Genomic DNA, 17,092 nt, shown 5'->3' with positions numbered 1-17,092 from the left:
TTGGTTACATGATGTGTTTATTGACTTTCTAAAACTTCAATGGCTTCTTCATTGCCTTGTTGCGCAGCCAGGTCGAATGCGCTAAGCCCACGGTTATCCGTTAGATTCCGGTTTGCACCGTTCGCCAACAATAACCGGATCATGTCGTTGCGTCCAAACATGGCGGCGAACATCAGCGCTGTACCGCCGTTACCATGCTGAAGATCAAGGTTTGCCCCGTACCGAATCAACAAGTCGGCAATAAGCGGGTAACCCTTAAAGCAAACCCCCATCAGCGCGGTATTACCGCCTGCGTCCCCGGTGTTGACATCTGCGCCCGCCTCCAGCAGCAGCTTTGCGGCGTCCTGCTGGTTGTTGTAACAGGCAATGATCAATGGCGTATAACCTTTCTCGTCACGGTTGTTAACTGCCATCCCTTCACGAAGCAGCCGGTTTAGGATATCCAGGTCACCGGTTCGGGCTGCCTGGAAGAATAAGGTATTGTTGACATCCATTTTATGCGGGTATTAACCTTGATTTTTCGCGTTCCCAAACCCTGTGCCCTTTAATGGCGGTAATAAAGTTTTTGATCAGATCCTTTCCTGTTATGACGCCCGGATCATCTTTCACTTTTTGCGAGAAAATGGTAGCGGCCAATATCGCCTCCGTTCCATCTTCAAACGCGATAGCCTTACAATGTTTGAACGCTTCGTTCAGAAAATGTAAAGCATTAGCCTCGGCATCCAAACCCTTCCCACCAGCCACATAAACCGCATCGAACAATACGGAAGCGGCACCAAGAAAGCTCTGGTCTGCCTCTATGCCATCATCGATCAATCCCAATTTCGGAGCGATAATCTCCGCAACAGCGCCTTCGGCTTCCAAAGCAGCTTTGACGGTGTTAAGGGATTGTGCTTTTACGCCCTCTGCTGCCAGGATCGCGATCTTACGGCTTTTGATAGTGTCCTTGATGGTATTGGCCATACTTAAGGCAGGTGAAATTTTTACGGCGCTTTTACCTTTAACAGGTGCATAATTTGCAGGATCGCCATCTGCCGGAATATTTTGGTTAAGAACAGGTCCTTCAGGTACCTGCAGCCCAAGGCCGTCAGCCACCATTTTGGCCAGTGTCGCATCAACCTGCAGGAGCATTCCCAGCATCCGTTCACGGACCGCGAGGGTTTTCACCTTCCCAAGTTCAAAAGTTAATGCGTCGATAATGTGGTTCTTTTCCGGCTGCGACTGGCTGTTGAAGAATAAATTTGCCTGGCTGAAATGATCAAAGAAACTTTTGTTCCTCGCCCTGATTTTGCGCGCCTCTATCCGCTCCTGGTAACTTACAAAACCGCCATTTGCTTCTTTCACCTGTTGCGGGTCATTGTTCGCTAAAGAATTTGGCCCGTAACTCGTTTTTCCCTTATTGATCATTTGGCGCATATGCCCATCGCGCTGGTTATTATGGACGCCGTTGAGCGGACGATTGATCGGGATCTCTTGGAAGTTAGGACCTCCCAGGCGGCTCAGCTGGGTATCCGTATAAGAGAACAGACGGCCCTGCAGCAAGGGGTCGTTGCTGAAATCTATCCCGGGTACGATGTGTCCCAGGTGAAACGCGACCTGTTCGGTCTCCGCAAAAAAATTGTCCGGGTTCCTGTTCAAAGTCATTTTACCGATACGTTCAACGGGCACCAGTTCCTCCGGCACCAGCTTGGTCGGATCAAGCAGATCGAAATCGAACTTGAATTCGTCTTCTTCCGGTATGATCTGCACGCCCAGCTCCCATTCCGGGAAGGAACCGCTTTCGATAGCATCCCAAAGATCACGGCGATGAAAATCCGGGTCTTTACCGGAAATATTCTGCGCCTCGTCCCATGCCACGGCATGAACGCCTAACAAGGGCTTCCAGTGAAATTTAACAAAACTGGCCTTACCTGCTTCGTTGATGAAACGGAAGGTATGTACCCCGAACCCTTCCATCATCCGGAGGCTGCGCGGAATCGCACGGTCGCTCATTGCCCACATGATCATATGAGCAGATTCCGGCGTTAATGAAATAAAATCCCAAAAAGTATCGTGAGCAGAAGCCGCCTGCGGGATCTCATTATCCGGCTCTGGCTTAACGGCATGGATAAGGTCAGGGAATTTCATCGCATCCTGTATGAAAAATACGGGCATGTTATTGCCTACCAGGTCAAAGTTTCCTTCTTCGGTATAAAACCGCACGGCAAAGCCCCGGACATCCCTGGCCAGATCGGTAGAGCCTTTCGAGCCGGCCACCGTTGAGAACCTGACGAACAACGGAGTTTCCCTTTCAGTGTCCAGTAAAAATTTTGCTTTGGTAGCTTTCGAAACATTTCCATAGGCCTTGAAAATGCCATGCGCCCCAGAACCGCGGGCATGTACCACCCGCTCCGGAATGCGTTCATGATCAAAATGCGTGATCTTTTCCCGCAATATAAAATCTTCCAGCAGGCTTGGGCCCCGGTCTCCGGCCTTTAAAGAATTTTGGTCATCGTTGATGGCAAGGCCAGTATTCGTGGTCATTGATTCCCCGGTGGCGTCGGCAGTATGAGCTTTCAAACTTTCCGTTTTCGCGTTCTCTGGCTGCGTTACCAGCTTTTTATCTATAGCACTTTCAGTGCCTTTTTTGGGTGGCGTATTTTTCTTTTCCATATTTTCCGGTTAAACAATACCCCATGAGGCTATTTGGGTATCCTGGTCCATAAATCTTGTTTAACAAAAAACGGAGCTATTCTTAAATTGTTTGAAAATATTTATATTAGAACGAAAGTTTAAATACATAAAATAGCCAAGGTATCAAATACACAAAAATGAAATAAAAGCAGCTGGGTATGGTATACAGATGATCAGGACTTGGGTTCCTATAATTTCATTTTGAAAAAACAACCGTTAGTATTTAACTTTGAATACCTGATTAAACCAAATGATGAGCGGACATAATATCCCCTATCATGATCGTTGACTTATACCCTACGCCACCCAAAGTAAGCCCAAGCTGTTCGTGTGGGAAAAATACCCGTTCATCACTCAAGTGTGTGCCACGAACCCTGCTCATGAAAACTTTGCTATTCTGGCTTCCCCTAAAGCGATATCGTTGCATGTCTTGTAAGAAGACGAGATGGGAATTAAATTAGCGATAGGATTGCAGTATTCTTTTACGTTTCCTTTCTATGTTTTACCTCGGACCCGTCCCCTATTGTTCATTTAAAAAATCATAACTTGAACTGTGACGCCATGGACCGCCAAGATACTCCCATAAGTCAAGTCCGGTGGCCGTGACCGTAAATGGCTTGAAATTCCCCATTAGCTCAGTCAGCAAATCTTTGGATGCCGCCGGCGTCACTTTATTTTGAATGGTAATGTGGGGTTTGAATGGTTGCCGGTCCTGTGGAATTAACACCTTGTGAAAATATTGGCTTAATTTCCGATGAAACTCCTGCAATTCTCCCGAATCAATTTCGTAGGCCACACCTGCGCCGAGGTGACGCAAGCCGGTAACCTTCATTGCAAAGGTGCGACATTGCAAACTCCTGAAATATTCCCTGGTCACCACTTCACTGGGCAACCGGTGGAATAAAGTCAAATGTGCTTTAAGAAAATTACGGCCCGGTGGGAAATGACGCTTACGCATTTTATTAAAGAATGCCTGGCTTTTCTCATCCAGCCTAAGTGTCAATATCAGTGGGTTTTGCTCCGTTTGCATTTCTTCGAACAGTATTTGACCTCTTCCCAAACTTTTTCCCACTTTTTTGCGCCAAACAATCGGTTTTCCGCATGTAACGCATATCTTTTGTGGTAAGTTTTCCTTTTTAACCCCTCGCATGCTTCCAGTCCTTTTTCATGGCGGCGTAAACTTCATTTGCCTCCGCTGCTTTCCATCTGGCATAAAATACTTTAGCCGCATCTGCTTTTTCCGGATCCCCTGTACCCCGTTCCAACAAGGCGTGATCCTGCGCCGCATCATATTTCCTGCCTCCCCTGTAATTCGCGTAGCGACGTGCGCGCGTGTACCCCATCTGCAAGTATTTCCGGGCCATATCTGCACCCACAAAATCGCCGGCCGCTAAATATTCATTAAATAATTCATAGATTTTCTGGCTGCTTTCCTCCGCTAGTGATTTTGTTTTAAAGCGCCAATATTTCCCGATCTCACTTTTGTAAGGTTCACAGATCAGGACTCCCTGTTCACCTTTACCCACCATGTATCGTTCAGGATATTTCTTATAGTCAATATCGGGTTTCCAGGCATATTTCGCCGCATCGAAATTCAGGTAGCTGGGTTGTTGCATTAACTAACCAACAAAAGAACAGGCCTAATGTTGCGCATCCTTTAAAAAGGGCAAACCCTTGGGATATAGCTTGCATAAAACTGAAAGCCAATATGATCAGATTACGAATACAAGGAAATTAAAGATCAAAATGATGACCTGGAGTTATTGGTCAAATTTTCTAAATGCTTTTATTGTTACTAATATATCCATCTAAACACAAATTGGTATGTTTGAATAATATAACTTTTATTTAATGAAAAATCTCGGGAAAAACATTCGCCTGCTACGGCACCAAAAAGGCTGGAGCCAGGAAGAAACAGCGAGGCAGTTAGCTATATCAATTCCCGCATTCTCCAAAATTGAAACTGGTGTTACGGATATCAATTTATCCAGGCTGGAACAAATCGCCAAGCTATTTGAACTGCCGGTTACCGAATTATTGAGCTTAGGCACAGCACGATCTGATACTGATTCAGAAACACTTGGGAAACTAAATGCCAAAGTTCGGAACCGTGAACTGGAATTGGCGGACCTTCAGAAAAAAGTGATCGAATTATATGAGGAGCTACGCCACGTCAAAGTCACCATCTGAACATAGCTGTAAACGCCGAACTTGCAAAGTAATAAAACAAGGCATTTATTTACCGTCAATCTGAACTAATCATCCATTGCAGCATACATCGGATTTGGCCGACCGCATGAAAACTACGGCCTGGAATTAATGCTGTCACGTCGTAGTATTTAATTATATCAGATTTTGGCTATTTATGATCTTTATGAACAGTAATGAGCATGTTTTGCGGCGGGCAGGGCTTCATACGCAATTCCTTCACCCGCTCCTGGCCGCTTAGACTGCCGTTAATCCAGTCTTTAACATCTGCTCGTTCCATGATCGCGGGCATCCGGTCGTGTATGCCGGCTATAGCCGAATTCGGAGGAACGGTGATCATGACAAATGTAGGGATCAGGATATTGGTTTTGATATCGATCCAGATATCCCAAAGCCCGGCGATATACATAGGTTGGCCGTCTGCCCTTTCAACTTTATAGGTAACCTGCTGCCCAGGATTATATTCGAAATAGGCCTGGACACGAACAACGCAATGTTTTTTACCGACAAGCTCGCTCCAAAGCGGCACGAGGAAAAGCGATTCGACGCGCGCATGTTTGTTTTTACTATGGATACGGTCATCGTCCAGCGAGAGCAGCCCCCAACGGAATTGCTGCACTTTGCCTGGCATAGTGTCGGTAACCACCGGCAGCATTGATCCCGGGTTACCTGCGGTATTGCTTTTTGCTGTATAAGCGCCACCGTCACGTGTGATGATCTTCAGATCTTTTTGTTCCCCTATTTCTACATGCCCACACATATTGCTAAAAATATTAGAAATACAAAACTAATCAATTTAGTAAATAAGAAAAAAATTAATTTAGAAATTAAATGCCATGTCACACTGACCTTCAGGCTGACCTTATGTTACCTAAAGCCTGTTGCTAAACGGGGCGGGCTGTTAATCGTGATCGAACCTGTAATGCCAGTCCGTTTCCTTTTTTTTCAGTTCAGCCGTTTTTTTTCCGTTATAACGTTCATCAATGAAAAAGGTATGCCAATGGCTGACCTCTGAGATCATATGTCGAACGGTAACCGTGATCGTCAGGTCTGTTTTGCCGGCACGGGCCAGTTGCTGGCTAATGACCAGGCAGCATTTGCGGACGAATTCATCAATATGTTGTTTCTTTTCCTCAGGCGGATAAAAAACTGTTTTGTAGTATTCATGATCGAAGCGCCGCAGGTCTATGGACAAACCGCGTTGCGGATCGAACTCAAAAAGAAATTCCAGGTTAAAGCGGGTGATCTTATGAAGCAGCCGGGGATTATTCCATACCCATGCCATAAGTTCTTTCTTCAATATTTCATACAACCTGCTGTTTGAATAAGGCGTCATAACGGGTTTATTGGGTAACGATAATATCCTTCCAGTCCGTGGTATACTGATGGCTTAGAAATTCCTGTTTCATGATCCATTTACGCTCAAAGCTATCCGCTCCGAGGCGTACTGTACCGCGGCCATAGCGGCTATTCAGGCCATCCATCAGTTCGGATAGCTTTTGCTCTTTGCTGTGCTCATAGACGGAAAACATATGGTATTGTACTTCCCCGGCGGGAATAATGCCCGTCGCCCTTACCCCTGTTTTCAGGTAATTGTAACCGGGCTGGTAAATAGCACGGATGGCCTGTACCGCTACCCGCGTGAGCTGGTAGGTAGTGTTTGCAGCAAAAGGTACTTTAACCGTGATGCTGGGATAGTGCTGGTCATGTTTAACATTATGCTTGTTGGTCCGAAGGTAAATGGTCAGCGTGAGCGCCATGCTTTGCTGCTGACGCAGCTTCAGTGCCACTGTCGCGGCATGCATGGCCACGGCCTCCTCTAAGGGTTCCAATTCAGTCTGGTAACTATTGAAACTCTGGCTGCTTTCAATTCCTTTGGAACGTTCCGCGACATCTTTAATGATATTACAGGGCTTGCCCCAGAGTTCCTGGTGTAGTCTCCAGCCCTGCACGGTCATATGCTGACGCACAAAATCGGCTTTCAATTCACGGAAATCATGGGCGGTCTTTACGCCGAATTCTGTGAGTTTATGATAGTATTGATGGCCGACTCCCCAAACATCTTCAATCGGAAAATCACGAACTGTAGCATCTACCTTTTCATCCGTGTCCAGCACAAGAAAGTTTCGCTTTTGTTTTTTGGCGGCTTTATTGGCCAGCTTGGCCAGCGCCATCGTTGGCCCGACACCAACCGTGATCGGTAAACCGGTATGTCGCATCACATTCTCACTGATCGCGGCGGTATGTTTTTCAAGGTCCAGATCACTGATATTACCCAGTGCCATAAATGCCTCATCGATGCTATACACCATCAATGTATAGGTATAACGCGCCAGGTTATTCATCAAACGGGCGCTCATGTCGGCATACAGCGCGTAGTTGCTGCTGAAAATGGCGGCATTGTTTTCCTTCAGGTTTTGCCTGACCATGAATTCCGCGTCAGCCATTTTAATACCGATGGCCTTGGCCTCGATGCTGCGGGCGATCACGCAGCCGTCATTGTTCGACAGGACGACCACTACCCTGCCTTCGAGCGCCGGGTTAAATAACCGCTCGCAGCTCACATAACAGTTATTAATATCAACATGTGCAAACACGTGCGTACCTCCCTGTTCTGTGTTGCGGCTGCAAGACCGGATTAAGTGTCAGTGTAACCACTCCCCAGCAAACCCAGGTCTCACTGTTTTCAATGGAGATCGAATCTTTAGGTTCGTCGGCTTTCAGGATCAATTTTGTTCCCTGCGGCTGATATTCGCGGGTGTAAAAGCCGCCCTCATGGAAAAAAACGACAATACTGCCAGGAACTGGTTGCAGCGTACGGTCGATGACCAGCACATGATCTTTGAGGATGCAGTGCCCCCGCATCGAGTCGCTGCCCATACGCATAAAAAAAGTATTATCGGGATCCATGACAATGATCTCCGATATGTCCAGTTCCGGTTCCTCATGCGTCAGCATCGGAAGCCGGAACCCCAGTACATCTCTTTTCTCCCGATGTTGCTTCAATCTCAGCATTTGCGCTCCTCCCCTTTTTGAGACATCAAAATTATCATCTTGTTTTTGTATTTGCTAATATTTTTAGCATAAATTTGTAAACGAAAAAAGGATAGCTATGGGATACGAAGTAATTAACAAGGGAACGGAAACCCTGATTAAGGGAACTGAACTGGTAGTCCGTGTGCATACCGGCCCCGCAAATGACGGCTTAGCCTATGGTTTAGGGCATCTTTACATGGTGAAAGGGGGATTCGTCCCGGTCAGGACCTATGTATTCGAGATGACAGATCTGGCGGACGTTACCGTTGAAGCTGTTAAGAAAATCATGGATTTCTTTTTTTCGGTTTTGCTGGATACGGAGTGGTACGTTAAGGAAATTCCGCCCGGTTCACTTCTGTTTCCACAGGAAGCGAGGCGTTTATACGGTGAGGTGATTATGGAGGAGCAATATGGAGCAATTGACATTATTCGCAGCGGCTGGTCAAAGTAAGGGCCTGCCTACTCATTTGCTGGATTACCGGCCGGGACTTTTCTGCACAGCGGAAAGCGACGAATATTTAAGAAAATTCATAGCAGAAGCACCGTGGAAACAAACGGCGCTGAAGATCAAAGATAAAGAGATCGCCACGCCGCGGCTGACTGCATGGTACGGCGACCTGGGAACTGATTATTCACATCCGGGCAGGATCTCCAACCCTGCGCCCTGGACGCCCGAATTGTTAAAGATCAAAGCGATAGTCGAACCTTTGTCGGGCGTAAAGTTCAACAGCGTGCTGCTGAACTATTACCGGGACGGCAATGACTCCGTAGCCTGGCACAGCGATAAGGAAAGTATTTTGGGCAAACATCCCGTTATAGCTTCCATTAGCTTTGGCGAGGTACGCAGTTTTGATATCCGCAACAAAGCCGACCATTTGGAAAAGTATTCCGTCCGCCTGGAACATGGTTCTCTTCTCTTAATGAAATCCGGTTTACAGGAACATTGGGAACACCGGATAGCCAAGTCCGTTCAGCCGATGAAGGCAAGGGTCAACCTGACTTTCCGGGTAGTTATTTGATTTCAAACTGATGAATACAGATTATTTAAACAGGGTGGCGCTTTTTTTGAAGCGGGAAATGCCGGATACAGGCGAACTCATCATAGTTAAAGACGATAAAGTGTTTTTCATGGTGCCGGAAGGGCAGGCTTTCCAGCCTTTTTACGAAGCCGTTTTCAAAAGTGTGACCAAACATACCAAGAAAAGAAAGCGGGAGGCCGATATCCATTGCTGCGTGTGGTCACCTACGCAGGAAAGAGATTTTATGATCCCGAAGAAATGAATATTTCTTCTATATAGGGAGAAAGCTGCTTCGTATCGGTAAACGCTTTGATGAACTCTATGATATCGGTACCGGCGTCATAAAATACTTCAACATACAATTCCCGTACATTATACAGGTAAATATAATACGGCCCGGAATGCCGCATTGCAAGCCTGGTTCCTTTTAACACCAATTCCATCTGCTGAAAAAAGCACAAATTATTAAACGTTAATGCCTTCATTATCGGTAAGCGACTATTGATCACCGTAATAGCATCATAACAATTGCCGTGCCCGTGCACCAATAGAAGATCTTTAGAAATGGGATTGATCACTCGTGTAGGCAAATGTGGGCGGCCTGACCAATTATGATGTCATTAAATTTCAAATATTTAAGCAGTACACCCGGCCCAAAAACTATGGCACATTATTAGTATGTTTTTGATTCACACCAATCATCATCACTATGTTATTACAGGCCACATTCCAGCATCAGAAGCATGAGTTCGAGGTAACCACGCTTGTCGATCACAATGAGTTGTATTTTTTAATCCGGGAAGGCAGTGAAATTATTCTTGCCCGGAGGGAGAACAGCCATACCTGGTCTTACACGGGATCCTCCAATATAACCGATCCGGTTGTCCGCGCTGTTTTAGAAAAGATCGAACATACCAGCGCCTATATGCTTTTAGACCGGGTCACCGATATTGAACAGCTGAAAACAGCCGCTTAAGAAGATAATTCTTTATGGAAAACTATCAGATCACCATCGGTAAGAATAAAGAAGTACGGCATTTCGAAGTGGGCGAATACCTGCACCATGACGGGGAGAACTGCAAATTCAAAGTTTTCGAGGACGGCAAATTTGTGGCCAGCTTCGAGGCGGACGAACACCAGTTCCTTCATATTTGTCAGAACCCAAACGGTCTGGACGAAGCGATGCTTCACCTGCTGGCAGAAGAGATCGAGTCGCACCACCCTTACGGCATTAATGATAACATTAAAAAACTAAAGTCATGAGATCAATCTGGACAGGCTCGATAGGTTTCGGGCTGGTGAGCATTCCCATTAAATTGTTTTCAGCGGTGCAGGCTTCCTCGCTCGACCTGGACATGCTGGACAGCCGCGATCATGCCAACATCAAGTTCATGCGGGTAAACGAGCATACTAAAAAAGAAGTACCTTACGATAAGATCGTAAAAGGTTATAAATATGACGATGATTACGTGATCGTTGAAGATGCCGACTTCCAGGCGGCGGCGCCTGAAAAAAGCAAGGTGATCGAGATCGAAAGCTTTGTCGATATTGATTCGGTTAACCCGATGTATTATGAATCGTCCTATTACACGGAACCTGCTACCAAAAAGAACAAAGCGTATGCACTGTTACTGGAGGCACTGAAAAAATCCAAGAAGGCGGGACTGGCCCGTTTTGTACTGCGCAGCACCGAGAGTTTGTGCATCGTGCACCCGGTAGAAAAAGATATCGTGATCACACGTATCCGTTTCCAGCAGCAGATCCGAGATCAGAGCGAATTAAACCTGGATGATAAGATCGAGGTGACCAAGAAAGAACTGGACATGGGGCTGGCGCTGATCAACCAGTATGCCGAAAAGCTCGACCTTTCGAAATATAAAGATGAGTACCATACCGAGTTATTGAAGATCATCGAAGCCAAAGCAAAAGGCAAGCGTCCTACGATCAAGAAACTGAAACCGAAAGCTTCCAAAAACGACGATCTTTACGAACAACTGATGAACAGTTTGCAAAGTAAAAAACAAGCTTAACATGATTAACCCAGTACAAACCCATATTCCCCTCGCAGACGGGACTGACCGTTATGTGATCATTGAGCCCGCGCTGCATAAGGACGCCCAGGGAAAGCTGCATCCTACCGGCCTTTTCAAAATTTACAAAGACGCTTTTGGGGACGAAACGCATCTATTCACCGAGCCCGCGGAAAGCGAAGCACAGGCCGATGACCTTCCTGATGACCGGAACCCGGATTATCTCGGGAAAATAAATCTTTCTGCGACTGAATGGAAGTATGAAGGCAGCCTCCTGTCCTATTACGAACAGGTAGCATTAGTAGAATTTATTTCGAATTACCGGTCGCCGGAAGAACAACAAAAGCAACAGGCTTTACAGGATGATTTCCCTGAAAATGCCAATCCACCCGAAGACCTGCCCTTAAACCCCGGAAGCTTAAGCTGAACCTTTGAAGATCGCCACGTATAATATCAACGGCATCAACGGACGTTTACCGAACCTGCTGCACTGGCTTTCGGAGGCGAAGCCCGACGTGGTCTGCCTGCAGGAGTTGAAGGCTCCGGACGACTGCTTCTCGTCAAAGGTGTGCGGATAGAATATATTTTTTTTCGTTAAAACAATTTGGGATCAAATGATTTATTTGTCTAAATTTATATATAAAATATTTAGACAAAATGAAATATTCGATATCCGACCTGGCACAGCTTTCCGGGATATCCGTTCATAATATCCGGATCTGGGAGCGGCGTTACGGGGCCTTGAAGCCCTCCCGTACGGAAGGCAACACACGGTACTATGATGATGAGCAGCTTAAACGGCTCTTATGTATTGCGGGCCTTTACCATGCCGGGCATAAAATATCGCGGGCCTGCGCGCTGAACAAGGATGATATGTCAGCCCTGTTGTTGGAGCAGATGGGAAGCGCCTTGCTGGAAGAACACCGCTTTGAATATTTCATCCTGCAGATCGTTAACCAAAGCCTGGTTTATAACGAAGTCGGGATCAATGAACTGATCTCTGACTCCTTCCAGGTCAATGGGGTGCAGGGAACCTATAAACACGTGATCTACCCTATCCTGGTGCGCATGGGGCTGATGTGGCTGAACGAATCGCTTTGCCCCTCACAGGAGCATTTCCTGTCAGCGATCATCCGGCAAAAGCTGCTTGCGGCCATAGATAGCTTAAACCCCGTTGTCGGTGAAGCCGGCCCAGGATGGTTACTCTTTCTACCCGAAGATGAAGACCATGACATTGGCTTGCTGCTGGCCAGTTATTTGTTACGCGCGGCGGGGCGACCCGTGGTATACCTGGGGCCGAAAGTACCATTGTTCGCCCTGGTGAACACCGCGGATGTTACGAAGCCACAAAACCTGCTTTTTTTCATGACCCGGGCCAGGCCTGTAGCCGACGCCCAGGATTATGTCGATCTGTTATCGGCACAATTCCCGGCCGCCAATATCCTGTTGTCGGGGAATATAAAAGTGTTGGGCAGTTTGGATTATCCTCCGGGCGTTACCTGGCTGCGCAGCCTGGCGGATTTTGAGTCCCTTATTGCCAACCCAACTGAAATGCCGAAACCATGAAGGAGAAATTTGACCAGCTCTCAGCAGCATGCAGTAAGCTGACCACCCGCAGGTACAGTACCAGTTTTGCCCTGGGGATCCGCTTCCTGGACAAGGAACTACATGAGCCGATCTACGCCATTTACGGTTTTGTCCGGCTGGCTGATGAGATCGTGGACAGCTTTCATGATTATAACAAACAACAGTTGCTGGAACAGTTCAGCAAGGACTGTTTTCAGGCGATCAGCGATAAAATAAGCCTGAACCCGATCCTCAATGCCTTTCAGCGGACGGTGGCTGACTACCGGATCGATCACCGGTTGATCCGCCAGTTCCTGGATAGCATGGAAATGGATTTGGAAAAGCAAACCTACGATCAGGGCCAATACGAAACCTATATCCTGGGTTCGGCTGAAGTCGTGGGACTAATGTGTCTGCATGTGTTCACCGGGGGCGACGCTCAGGCTTTTGAGCGGCTGAAGCCCCGCGCGATGAAACTAGGCGCGGCCTTTCAGAAGATCAATTTCCTGCGGGACATCGGAGCGGATTACCGGCAATTGAACAGGTCATACTTCCCGGGCATCGATCTGGACAATTTCACAGAGCAAGACAAGAAAAGGATCGAACAGGATATAGAAGCAGACTTTAAAGAAGCCTTGAAAGGTATCCGCGACCTCCCCGGATCTTCCAGGCGCGGCGTGTTCCTGGCTTACCGGTATTACCTGCAGCTGTTCAGCAAGATCCGTCGGGCCGGTGCCAGGGCTATTTTCTCCAAACGCTTCAGGATTTCTAATGGCCGCAAATTATTGTTGCTTTGCAGCACCATCCTTAAACACCGCCTGAACTGGATCTAAACGGCCTCTTGTCGTTCTTCCCTCCGCTTTGCCGAAGACTGATCTTCAGACTCGTCTCGCTTCCAGTAGGAAACAACGGAAAACGTGTCTGACGCCCAGCCCAGCTCATGTTTAAAATAGGCTTTCAGGTCCTTCGCCGTATCGTATTCAGCTGCTGCGAACACGAACCCTTTATTTTCGGGAAGAGCCGCTTCGCGGGCTATTTCAGCAAGGCCACTGCCTTCTTCCGGCTTTGCGTTGTAGAGCCAGCGGATATCAAGATCAGCCGGGCTGGACAATTTTAGCTCATCATTCTTCCCGAAAACCTCTATGATCACCTGGGCTTTGACACCCGCGGGCAGCTGTTCCAGCATAGCGCCGATCACCGGCAAGGCGGTGCTGTCACCGATGAACAGGAATTCCTCGGCTTCAGGAAAAAGCGGCCTTCGCCCCTCTTTCATCGCGATAGCAAGATGATCGCCCGGGCGCGCACCATTAGCCCAGGCCGATGCAGGCCCGTTATCACCATGCGCCACAAAATCCACCCACAATTCCTTTTCCACAAAGTCAATGTGCCGGGTAGTATAAGTGCGTCGGGTATCGTCATCGAACAAAAGTTTGTTGTGACCTCCGGCCTGTACATTGCTGAATAATTCCAGCTGCTCATCCGTCATGACAAATTTAACACGGATATAATGCGGCGTCAGGAAAACCTTTTCCCTGACGGTAAAAACAGACTTAACCGCTTTTCTCATAAACCCATCCCTCCCGAAACTTCTATCCGCTGTATCGTGACCCACCTGGAGGCCGCTAACGCAATTTTATTTCCTGACATTTTTTTCTCTATTAATACGATCACAAAAGTCGGAAGCTATTGCCGCTCAAATAATAGCACCAATCCGGTGATCATAGGACAATTCACGGTATTACCGGCGCTTTCAGGGCAAATACTTAGTCGAAAACTACCTGCCACTGCTGGTCGTCATTGATCATATAGCCCAGGCCGTCGCTCATTTCGTGTACTTCCTTTTGAAATCGTTCATGAATATGGGTATGCAGCTCGCGTACGGGCCCGCCGTTTTCTCTTTTAAGAAATAACAATAAAGAGGCCATATTAGGTGCGATATCTTTTAACTGTTCAGAATCGCCCTCTTTGACGAATGCGCTGCTCATAAAGAATGTATTTTTGTTGTCTTAAGAAATAACAAATATTACTGCAACAAGTTTTGCGAACCGAAACAGCCGTACTTTACTGCTGTTGTATTGTTATGCTGACTGAACCACAACCATGAGCTGGACCTGCCCGAAATGCGAACGTGAATTACCCTGGAAAGATTACCGGCATTACTGCGCAAGGGTAAACCTGGATAGTCTTTTTGAAGGACGGCCCCCTGAACTACTTTTGGCCTTTGATAAAATACTGGCTGAGGTAGCCGATTGGCCGAAAGTTTTAGTGGGCGTCACGCCCAATTGTATCGTTTTTACACGCCGGGTTGGATTCCTGATCATCCGGCCCATGAAAAAAGAACTTGACCTCAAGTTTTATTCCGCCGTTGCACACCAGGAAAGACCGGTCTTCAAAAGCAAGGCCTGGGGAAAGAAATTTGAGCATCATATCCGCATAACTTCGGTAGCGGATATTCAGCCCGCTTTGTTTGTCTACCTGCGGGAATCTTACAATCTTATATGATACGGGTTAAGCCAGATTTTTGATGGTATGACCGGCTCACGCAACAAATAAGAATGTATTTGCAACGTATGCTAAAGTCAGGTTGGATAAAATAGCCTTTTTTTGACAGGCATTAGGATCATTAAAACATCAGCGTGAAAAAATTTTATCAGCTCAGCTTTATTATTATCGTGTTATTTGCAGCTTTGTCCTTTACTGCTGACAATATTAATCCCCTCGTGGGCAAATGGGGATATTCCAGCACACAGGCCGAAGGCCTGATGGGCCTGAGTGCTCCGTCCATGGCGCAGGCAACTAAGCCTGATACAATGGACAAACTGCTTGATTATTCAAGGCCCGGGCAGGCGCACGAAGTACTGGGAAAGCTTGCGGGTACCTGGTCATTTCAGGATGCCAAACTGACTTTTGTTAAAGGCACTCTGGTACGCAAGGCGATCTATAACGGCCGGTTTTACAGTGTTGAAATGACCGGGGGAAAACTGCCAGTTCCGGTTGCGGACGGAAAAATGAAAGAAGATTTTTACCAGAGCATGCAGATCGAAGGCTTTGACAACCCCAAAATGAAATATATCACTATATCAGTCAATAACCATATCGGCAGTGACATTCAAATGCAAACCGGCACATTCGATCCTGTAAAACAAGCTTTCACCTACGAATGGGACGACGAACTGATCCCGGGGCAGATTAATAAAAATCGCAGGGTTTTGACAATCAACGATGCCACTCATTATGCCGAAGTATTCTATGAACTGAATAATAATGAATGGGTCAAAGTCAGAGAACTGGATTACACACGAAAATGAACGCTGGCAGCCCAGTCATCCGCCCATGTAAACGGGCTCATTGCTGCTTGAGTTTAGCTTCCATGCTTTGGGTAGTATGCGGAACAGCCATCAAACGTTCTTTAGGGATCAGTTTACCAGTAGAACGGCAGATCCCGTAAGTTTTATTCTCGATACGCGTCAGTGCTGCTTCAAGCTGCTCGATAAACTTTTTCTGACGCCCTGCCAGTTGGTTGGTCTGTTCTTTTTCGAAAGTAGCAGATCCGTCTTCCAGCGTTTTCCCGGCGATTGCTGCATCATCGCCATTGGAATTGGAAGAACTGAGCGTTCCAACCAGGTCCTGCAATTCTTCGCGCGCCATATTGATCTTGCTTTTGATCAACATTTTGAATTCATTTAATTCTGTATCGTTGTACTTTGTTTTAATAATTTCTGATTGCATGATTCGCTTAACAATGATTTGAGAAAATGGTTGTGTAAAAGAACATAAATATAGATTTTCCCAATCAGGTTAAAGGTTTGAGGCTGTTAGCCGGCAACCACGGTTCGGTATCCAAAGTACAAATGCTGAAATCAGAATGATGGGAATGATTGCTGATCGTCAGTGGTAGGATTATGCAGGTGCGGTATAACGTTCTCTGATCAGTTGTAGATTTATGTAACCGGGCCAGGCACCTGCCATTGGCCTGAACCGTTTTTAAAAGTTACAATGAGGGAGATTTTAATTAAATTTTAATTTATATTTTTTATTATCGAGAAATAATTACTAATTTCATTCCTGTAAGGTGTAACCAATATCTGAATCTAAAATCGCTATAAACATCTTATTCGAGGTAAATGCAAAAGAGAGTAATTGTAGTCGATAACGATGACGATATCCTGCAGATCATCCGCTTTATACTTGAAGAACAAGGCTACCTCGTTGAGGCCGTCAGCGATATATTGTCATTCAATAAATTGGGTGATATTCAACCTGACCTGATCCTGCTCGATGACTGGCTTAGTGATGGCTATGGCCACCTGCTTTGCAGGGCATTGAAGCAGAATAGCCAGACCAAAACAATCCCGGTGTTGCTGATCTCTGCAAAAAATGATATCGAAACGCTCGCTGCAAAAAGCCATGCAGATGATTACATTGCCAAACCCTTCGATCTCGACTTCTTTATGAATAAAGTCCGGTCCTGGCTGTCACCGCATAAAAATCCGATGCGGCCGGATTGAGTCCGCTGCGTTACGTAGGCATGAATAAACTATACATCAACCCATGCCTGGC

At 46.6% G+C, this 17,092-nt stretch carries 26 protein-coding genes and 2 pseudogenes; 14 read left to right on the top strand and 14 right to left on the bottom strand.

Translation table 11 applies throughout. The annotated features are described in order from the left end of the window. Positions 1-17: 17 nt before the first annotated feature. The 6 genes and pseudogenes from DEO27_RS08010 to DEO27_RS07990 form a co-directional block, all read right to left on the bottom strand. Positions 18-494 carry an ankyrin repeat domain-containing protein gene (locus tag DEO27_RS08010; protein WP_112570295.1) on the bottom strand — a complete coding sequence of 159 codons (477 nt, stop codon included), beginning with the start codon at positions 492-494 and terminating at the stop codon, positions 18-20. A gap of 1 nt (position 495) precedes the next feature. Further along, a complete protein-coding gene (locus DEO27_RS08005) occupies positions 496-2,652 on the bottom strand; it encodes a catalase (RefSeq protein ID WP_112570293.1) in 2,157 nt (718 codons plus the stop codon). A gap of 541 nt (positions 2,653-3,193) precedes the next feature. Beyond that, a complete protein-coding gene (locus tag DEO27_RS08000; protein ID WP_262714176.1) occupies positions 3,194-3,631 on the bottom strand; it encodes a 2'-5' RNA ligase family protein in 438 nt (145 codons plus the stop codon). A 47-nt stretch (positions 3,632-3,678) separates the two neighbouring features. Then, positions 3,679-3,762 carry a DUF2256 domain-containing protein gene (locus DEO27_RS31845; protein WP_262714175.1) on the bottom strand — a complete coding sequence of 28 codons (84 nt, stop codon included), beginning with the start codon at positions 3,760-3,762 and terminating at the stop codon, positions 3,679-3,681. A 16-nt stretch (positions 3,763-3,778) separates the two neighbouring features. Continuing rightward, positions 3,779-3,823: pseudogene (locus DEO27_RS31840) on the bottom strand (hypothetical protein); the annotation flags it as partial. Beyond that, positions 3,810-4,289 (bottom strand): DUF4385 domain-containing protein, encoded by a 480-nt coding sequence (locus DEO27_RS07990; protein WP_112570289.1) that lies wholly within the window; start codon positions 4,287-4,289, stop codon positions 3,810-3,812. The pseudogene DEO27_RS31840 and the gene DEO27_RS07990, both read right to left, overlap by 14 nt. A 235-nt stretch (positions 4,290-4,524) precedes the next feature. On the opposite strand from DEO27_RS07990, the gene DEO27_RS07985 reads away from it, so the two are divergent. Further along, positions 4,525-4,863 (top strand): helix-turn-helix domain-containing protein, encoded by a 339-nt coding sequence (locus DEO27_RS07985; protein ID WP_112570288.1) that lies wholly within the window; start codon positions 4,525-4,527, stop codon positions 4,861-4,863. 169 nt (positions 4,864-5,032) lie between these two features. Here the strand turns inward: DEO27_RS07985 and DEO27_RS07980 are convergent, their stop codons facing one another. The 4 genes from DEO27_RS07980 to DEO27_RS07965 form a co-directional block, all read right to left on the bottom strand. Further along, positions 5,033-5,641 carry an SOS response-associated peptidase family protein gene (locus DEO27_RS07980; protein WP_112570286.1) on the bottom strand — a complete coding sequence of 203 codons (609 nt, stop codon included), beginning with the start codon at positions 5,639-5,641 and terminating at the stop codon, positions 5,033-5,035. A gap of 141 nt (positions 5,642-5,782) precedes the next feature. Then, on the bottom strand, positions 5,783-6,217 hold the full coding sequence (locus DEO27_RS07975; protein WP_112570284.1) for a hypothetical protein: 435 nt from the start codon (positions 6,215-6,217) through the stop codon (positions 5,783-5,785). A 7-nt stretch (positions 6,218-6,224) separates the two neighbouring features. Next, positions 6,225-7,478 carry a Y-family DNA polymerase gene (locus tag DEO27_RS07970; RefSeq protein WP_112570282.1) on the bottom strand — a complete coding sequence of 418 codons (1,254 nt, stop codon included), beginning with the start codon at positions 7,476-7,478 and terminating at the stop codon, positions 6,225-6,227. Beyond that, positions 7,462-7,896 carry a LexA family protein gene (locus tag DEO27_RS07965; protein ID WP_112570280.1) on the bottom strand — a complete coding sequence of 145 codons (435 nt, stop codon included), beginning with the start codon at positions 7,894-7,896 and terminating at the stop codon, positions 7,462-7,464. Before DEO27_RS07965 ends, DEO27_RS07970 begins: the two co-directional genes overlap by 17 nt. Positions 7,897-7,993: 97 nt before the next feature. Here DEO27_RS07965 and DEO27_RS07960 point away from each other — a divergent pair, with 97 nt between their 5' ends. Genes DEO27_RS07960 through DEO27_RS07950 form a run of 3 tightly spaced genes read left to right on the top strand, consistent with a single transcriptional unit; the run spans position 7,994 to position 9,198 of the window. Beyond that, the gene (locus DEO27_RS07960) at positions 7,994-8,368 is read left to right on the top strand and encodes a hypothetical protein (protein WP_112570278.1); all 375 of its coding nucleotides are present in this window, start codon (positions 7,994-7,996) and stop codon (positions 8,366-8,368) included. After that, the gene (locus DEO27_RS07955; protein ID WP_112570276.1) at positions 8,328-8,936 is read left to right on the top strand and encodes an alpha-ketoglutarate-dependent dioxygenase AlkB family protein; all 609 of its coding nucleotides are present in this window, start codon (positions 8,328-8,330) and stop codon (positions 8,934-8,936) included. The genes DEO27_RS07960 and DEO27_RS07955 overlap by 41 nt, the downstream gene beginning before the upstream one ends. Positions 8,937-8,946: 10 nt before the next feature. Beyond that, complete coding sequence (locus DEO27_RS07950; RefSeq protein WP_112570274.1) at positions 8,947-9,198, top strand: hypothetical protein; 252 nt, start codon at positions 8,947-8,949, stop codon at positions 9,196-9,198. Here the strand turns inward: DEO27_RS07950 and DEO27_RS07945 are convergent. After that, a complete protein-coding gene (locus tag DEO27_RS07945) occupies positions 9,179-9,514 on the bottom strand; it encodes a hypothetical protein (protein WP_146750020.1) in 336 nt (111 codons plus the stop codon). The two genes, DEO27_RS07950 and DEO27_RS07945, sit on opposite strands and share 20 nt — an antisense overlap. A 131-nt stretch (positions 9,515-9,645) precedes the next feature. Here DEO27_RS07945 and DEO27_RS07940 point away from each other — a divergent pair, with 131 nt between their 5' ends. The 7 genes and pseudogenes from DEO27_RS07940 (at position 9,646) to DEO27_RS07910 (ending at position 13,365) form a co-directional block, all read left to right on the top strand. Then, positions 9,646-9,912 carry a hypothetical protein gene (locus tag DEO27_RS07940; protein ID WP_112570270.1) on the top strand — a complete coding sequence of 89 codons (267 nt, stop codon included), beginning with the start codon at positions 9,646-9,648 and terminating at the stop codon, positions 9,910-9,912. Between the two features lie 14 nt (positions 9,913-9,926). Beyond that, positions 9,927-10,199, top strand: coding sequence for a hypothetical protein (locus tag DEO27_RS07935; protein ID WP_112570268.1), 273 nt, complete (start codon positions 9,927-9,929; stop codon positions 10,197-10,199). Further along, the gene (locus DEO27_RS07930; protein ID WP_112570266.1) at positions 10,196-10,966 is read left to right on the top strand and encodes a Ku protein; all 771 of its coding nucleotides are present in this window, start codon (positions 10,196-10,198) and stop codon (positions 10,964-10,966) included. Before DEO27_RS07935 ends, DEO27_RS07930 begins: the two co-directional genes overlap by 4 nt. 1 nt (position 10,967) lies before the next feature. Beyond that, entirely contained in the window at positions 10,968-11,393 is a 426-nt protein-coding gene (locus DEO27_RS07925) for a hypothetical protein (protein WP_112570264.1), read from the top strand. A gap of 4 nt (positions 11,394-11,397) precedes the next feature. Further along, positions 11,398-11,523: pseudogene (locus tag DEO27_RS07920) on the top strand (endonuclease/exonuclease/phosphatase family protein); the annotation flags it as partial. 100 nt (positions 11,524-11,623) lie between these two features. Then, positions 11,624-12,532, top strand: a complete 909-nt coding sequence (locus DEO27_RS07915) for a MerR family transcriptional regulator (RefSeq protein WP_112570262.1) — start codon at positions 11,624-11,626, stop codon at positions 12,530-12,532. After that, entirely contained in the window at positions 12,529-13,365 is an 837-nt protein-coding gene (locus tag DEO27_RS07910) for a phytoene/squalene synthase family protein (RefSeq protein WP_112570261.1), read from the top strand. The genes DEO27_RS07915 and DEO27_RS07910 overlap by 4 nt, the downstream gene beginning before the upstream one ends. On the opposite strand, the gene DEO27_RS07905 is transcribed toward DEO27_RS07910, so the two are convergent. Beyond that, the gene (locus DEO27_RS07905) at positions 13,362-14,099 is read right to left on the bottom strand and encodes a siderophore-interacting protein (protein WP_112570259.1); all 738 of its coding nucleotides are present in this window, start codon (positions 14,097-14,099) and stop codon (positions 13,362-13,364) included. The two genes, DEO27_RS07910 and DEO27_RS07905, sit on opposite strands and share 4 nt — an antisense overlap. A gap of 196 nt (positions 14,100-14,295) precedes the next feature. Further along, entirely contained in the window at positions 14,296-14,517 is a 222-nt protein-coding gene (locus tag DEO27_RS07900) for a hypothetical protein (RefSeq protein ID WP_112570257.1), read from the bottom strand. 115 nt (positions 14,518-14,632) lie between these two features. Here DEO27_RS07900 and DEO27_RS07895 point away from each other — a divergent pair, with 115 nt between their 5' ends. Beyond that, positions 14,633-15,034 (top strand): DUF5655 domain-containing protein, encoded by a 402-nt coding sequence (locus DEO27_RS07895; protein ID WP_112570255.1) that lies wholly within the window; start codon positions 14,633-14,635, stop codon positions 15,032-15,034. Between the two features lie 134 nt (positions 15,035-15,168). Beyond that, positions 15,169-15,840: a DUF1579 family protein gene (locus tag DEO27_RS07890; protein WP_112570253.1), complete on the top strand. Its 672-nt coding sequence runs from the start codon at positions 15,169-15,171 to the stop codon at positions 15,838-15,840. Positions 15,841-15,877: 37 nt separating this feature from the next. Here the strand turns inward: DEO27_RS07890 and DEO27_RS07885 are convergent, their stop codons facing one another. Beyond that, entirely contained in the window at positions 15,878-16,204 is a 327-nt protein-coding gene (locus tag DEO27_RS07885) for a TraR/DksA family transcriptional regulator (RefSeq protein ID WP_410505371.1), read from the bottom strand. A gap of 452 nt (positions 16,205-16,656) precedes the next feature. On the opposite strand from DEO27_RS07885, the gene DEO27_RS07880 reads away from it, so the two are divergent. Beyond that, complete coding sequence (locus DEO27_RS07880) at positions 16,657-17,040, top strand: PleD family two-component system response regulator (RefSeq protein WP_112570249.1); 384 nt, start codon at positions 16,657-16,659, stop codon at positions 17,038-17,040. Positions 17,041-17,092 lie beyond the last annotated feature (52 nt).

This window comes from Mucilaginibacter rubeus, assembly GCF_003286415.2.
In the GTDB taxonomy this organism is placed as follows: Bacteria; Bacteroidota; Bacteroidia; order Sphingobacteriales; family Sphingobacteriaceae; genus Mucilaginibacter; species Mucilaginibacter rubeus_A.
The sequence above is the reverse complement of the archived record's forward strand: the minus strand, read 5'-3'. Positions and strand labels throughout refer to the sequence as shown.

Bases quoted from the DNA above. Each gene is read 5' to 3' on its own strand.
- DEO27_RS08010 (WP_112570295.1), bottom strand. From the start codon at position 494: ATGGATGTCAACAATACCTTATTCTTCCAGGCAGCCCGAACCGGTGAC.
- DEO27_RS08005 (WP_112570293.1), bottom strand. From the start codon at position 2,652: ATGGAAAAGAAAAATACGCCACCCAAAAAAGGCACTGAAAGTGCTATA.
- DEO27_RS08000 (WP_262714176.1), bottom strand. From the start codon at position 3,631: ATGCGTAAGCGTCATTTCCCACCGGGCCGTAATTTTCTTAAAGCACAT.
- DEO27_RS07990 (WP_112570289.1), bottom strand. From the start codon at position 4,289: ATGCAACAACCCAGCTACCTGAATTTCGATGCGGCGAAATATGCCTGG.
- DEO27_RS07985 (WP_112570288.1), top strand. From the start codon at position 4,525: ATGAAAAATCTCGGGAAAAACATTCGCCTGCTACGGCACCAAAAAGGC.
- DEO27_RS07980 (WP_112570286.1), bottom strand. From the start codon at position 5,641: ATGTGTGGGCATGTAGAAATAGGGGAACAAAAAGATCTGAAGATCATC.
- DEO27_RS07975 (WP_112570284.1), bottom strand. From the start codon at position 6,217: ATGACGCCTTATTCAAACAGCAGGTTGTATGAAATATTGAAGAAAGAA.
- DEO27_RS07965 (WP_112570280.1), bottom strand. From the start codon at position 7,896: ATGCTGAGATTGAAGCAACATCGGGAGAAAAGAGATGTACTGGGGTTC.
- DEO27_RS07960 (WP_112570278.1), top strand. From the start codon at position 7,994: ATGGGATACGAAGTAATTAACAAGGGAACGGAAACCCTGATTAAGGGA.
- DEO27_RS07955 (WP_112570276.1), top strand. From the start codon at position 8,328: ATGGAGCAATTGACATTATTCGCAGCGGCTGGTCAAAGTAAGGGCCTG.
- DEO27_RS07950 (WP_112570274.1), top strand. From the start codon at position 8,947: ATGAATACAGATTATTTAAACAGGGTGGCGCTTTTTTTGAAGCGGGAA.
- DEO27_RS07940 (WP_112570270.1), top strand. From the start codon at position 9,646: ATGTTATTACAGGCCACATTCCAGCATCAGAAGCATGAGTTCGAGGTA.
- DEO27_RS07935 (WP_112570268.1), top strand. From the start codon at position 9,927: ATGGAAAACTATCAGATCACCATCGGTAAGAATAAAGAAGTACGGCAT.
- DEO27_RS07930 (WP_112570266.1), top strand. From the start codon at position 10,196: ATGAGATCAATCTGGACAGGCTCGATAGGTTTCGGGCTGGTGAGCATT.
- DEO27_RS07925 (WP_112570264.1), top strand. From the start codon at position 10,968: ATGATTAACCCAGTACAAACCCATATTCCCCTCGCAGACGGGACTGAC.
- DEO27_RS07915 (WP_112570262.1), top strand. From the start codon at position 11,624: ATGAAATATTCGATATCCGACCTGGCACAGCTTTCCGGGATATCCGTT.
- DEO27_RS07910 (WP_112570261.1), top strand. From the start codon at position 12,529: ATGAAGGAGAAATTTGACCAGCTCTCAGCAGCATGCAGTAAGCTGACC.
- DEO27_RS07905 (WP_112570259.1), bottom strand. From the start codon at position 14,099: ATGAGAAAAGCGGTTAAGTCTGTTTTTACCGTCAGGGAAAAGGTTTTC.
- DEO27_RS07900 (WP_112570257.1), bottom strand. From the start codon at position 14,517: ATGAGCAGCGCATTCGTCAAAGAGGGCGATTCTGAACAGTTAAAAGAT.
- DEO27_RS07895 (WP_112570255.1), top strand. From the start codon at position 14,633: ATGAGCTGGACCTGCCCGAAATGCGAACGTGAATTACCCTGGAAAGAT.
- DEO27_RS07885 (WP_410505371.1), bottom strand. From the start codon at position 16,204: ATGTTGATCAAAAGCAAGATCAATATGGCGCGCGAAGAATTGCAGGAC.
- DEO27_RS07880 (WP_112570249.1), top strand. From the start codon at position 16,657: ATGCAAAAGAGAGTAATTGTAGTCGATAACGATGACGATATCCTGCAG.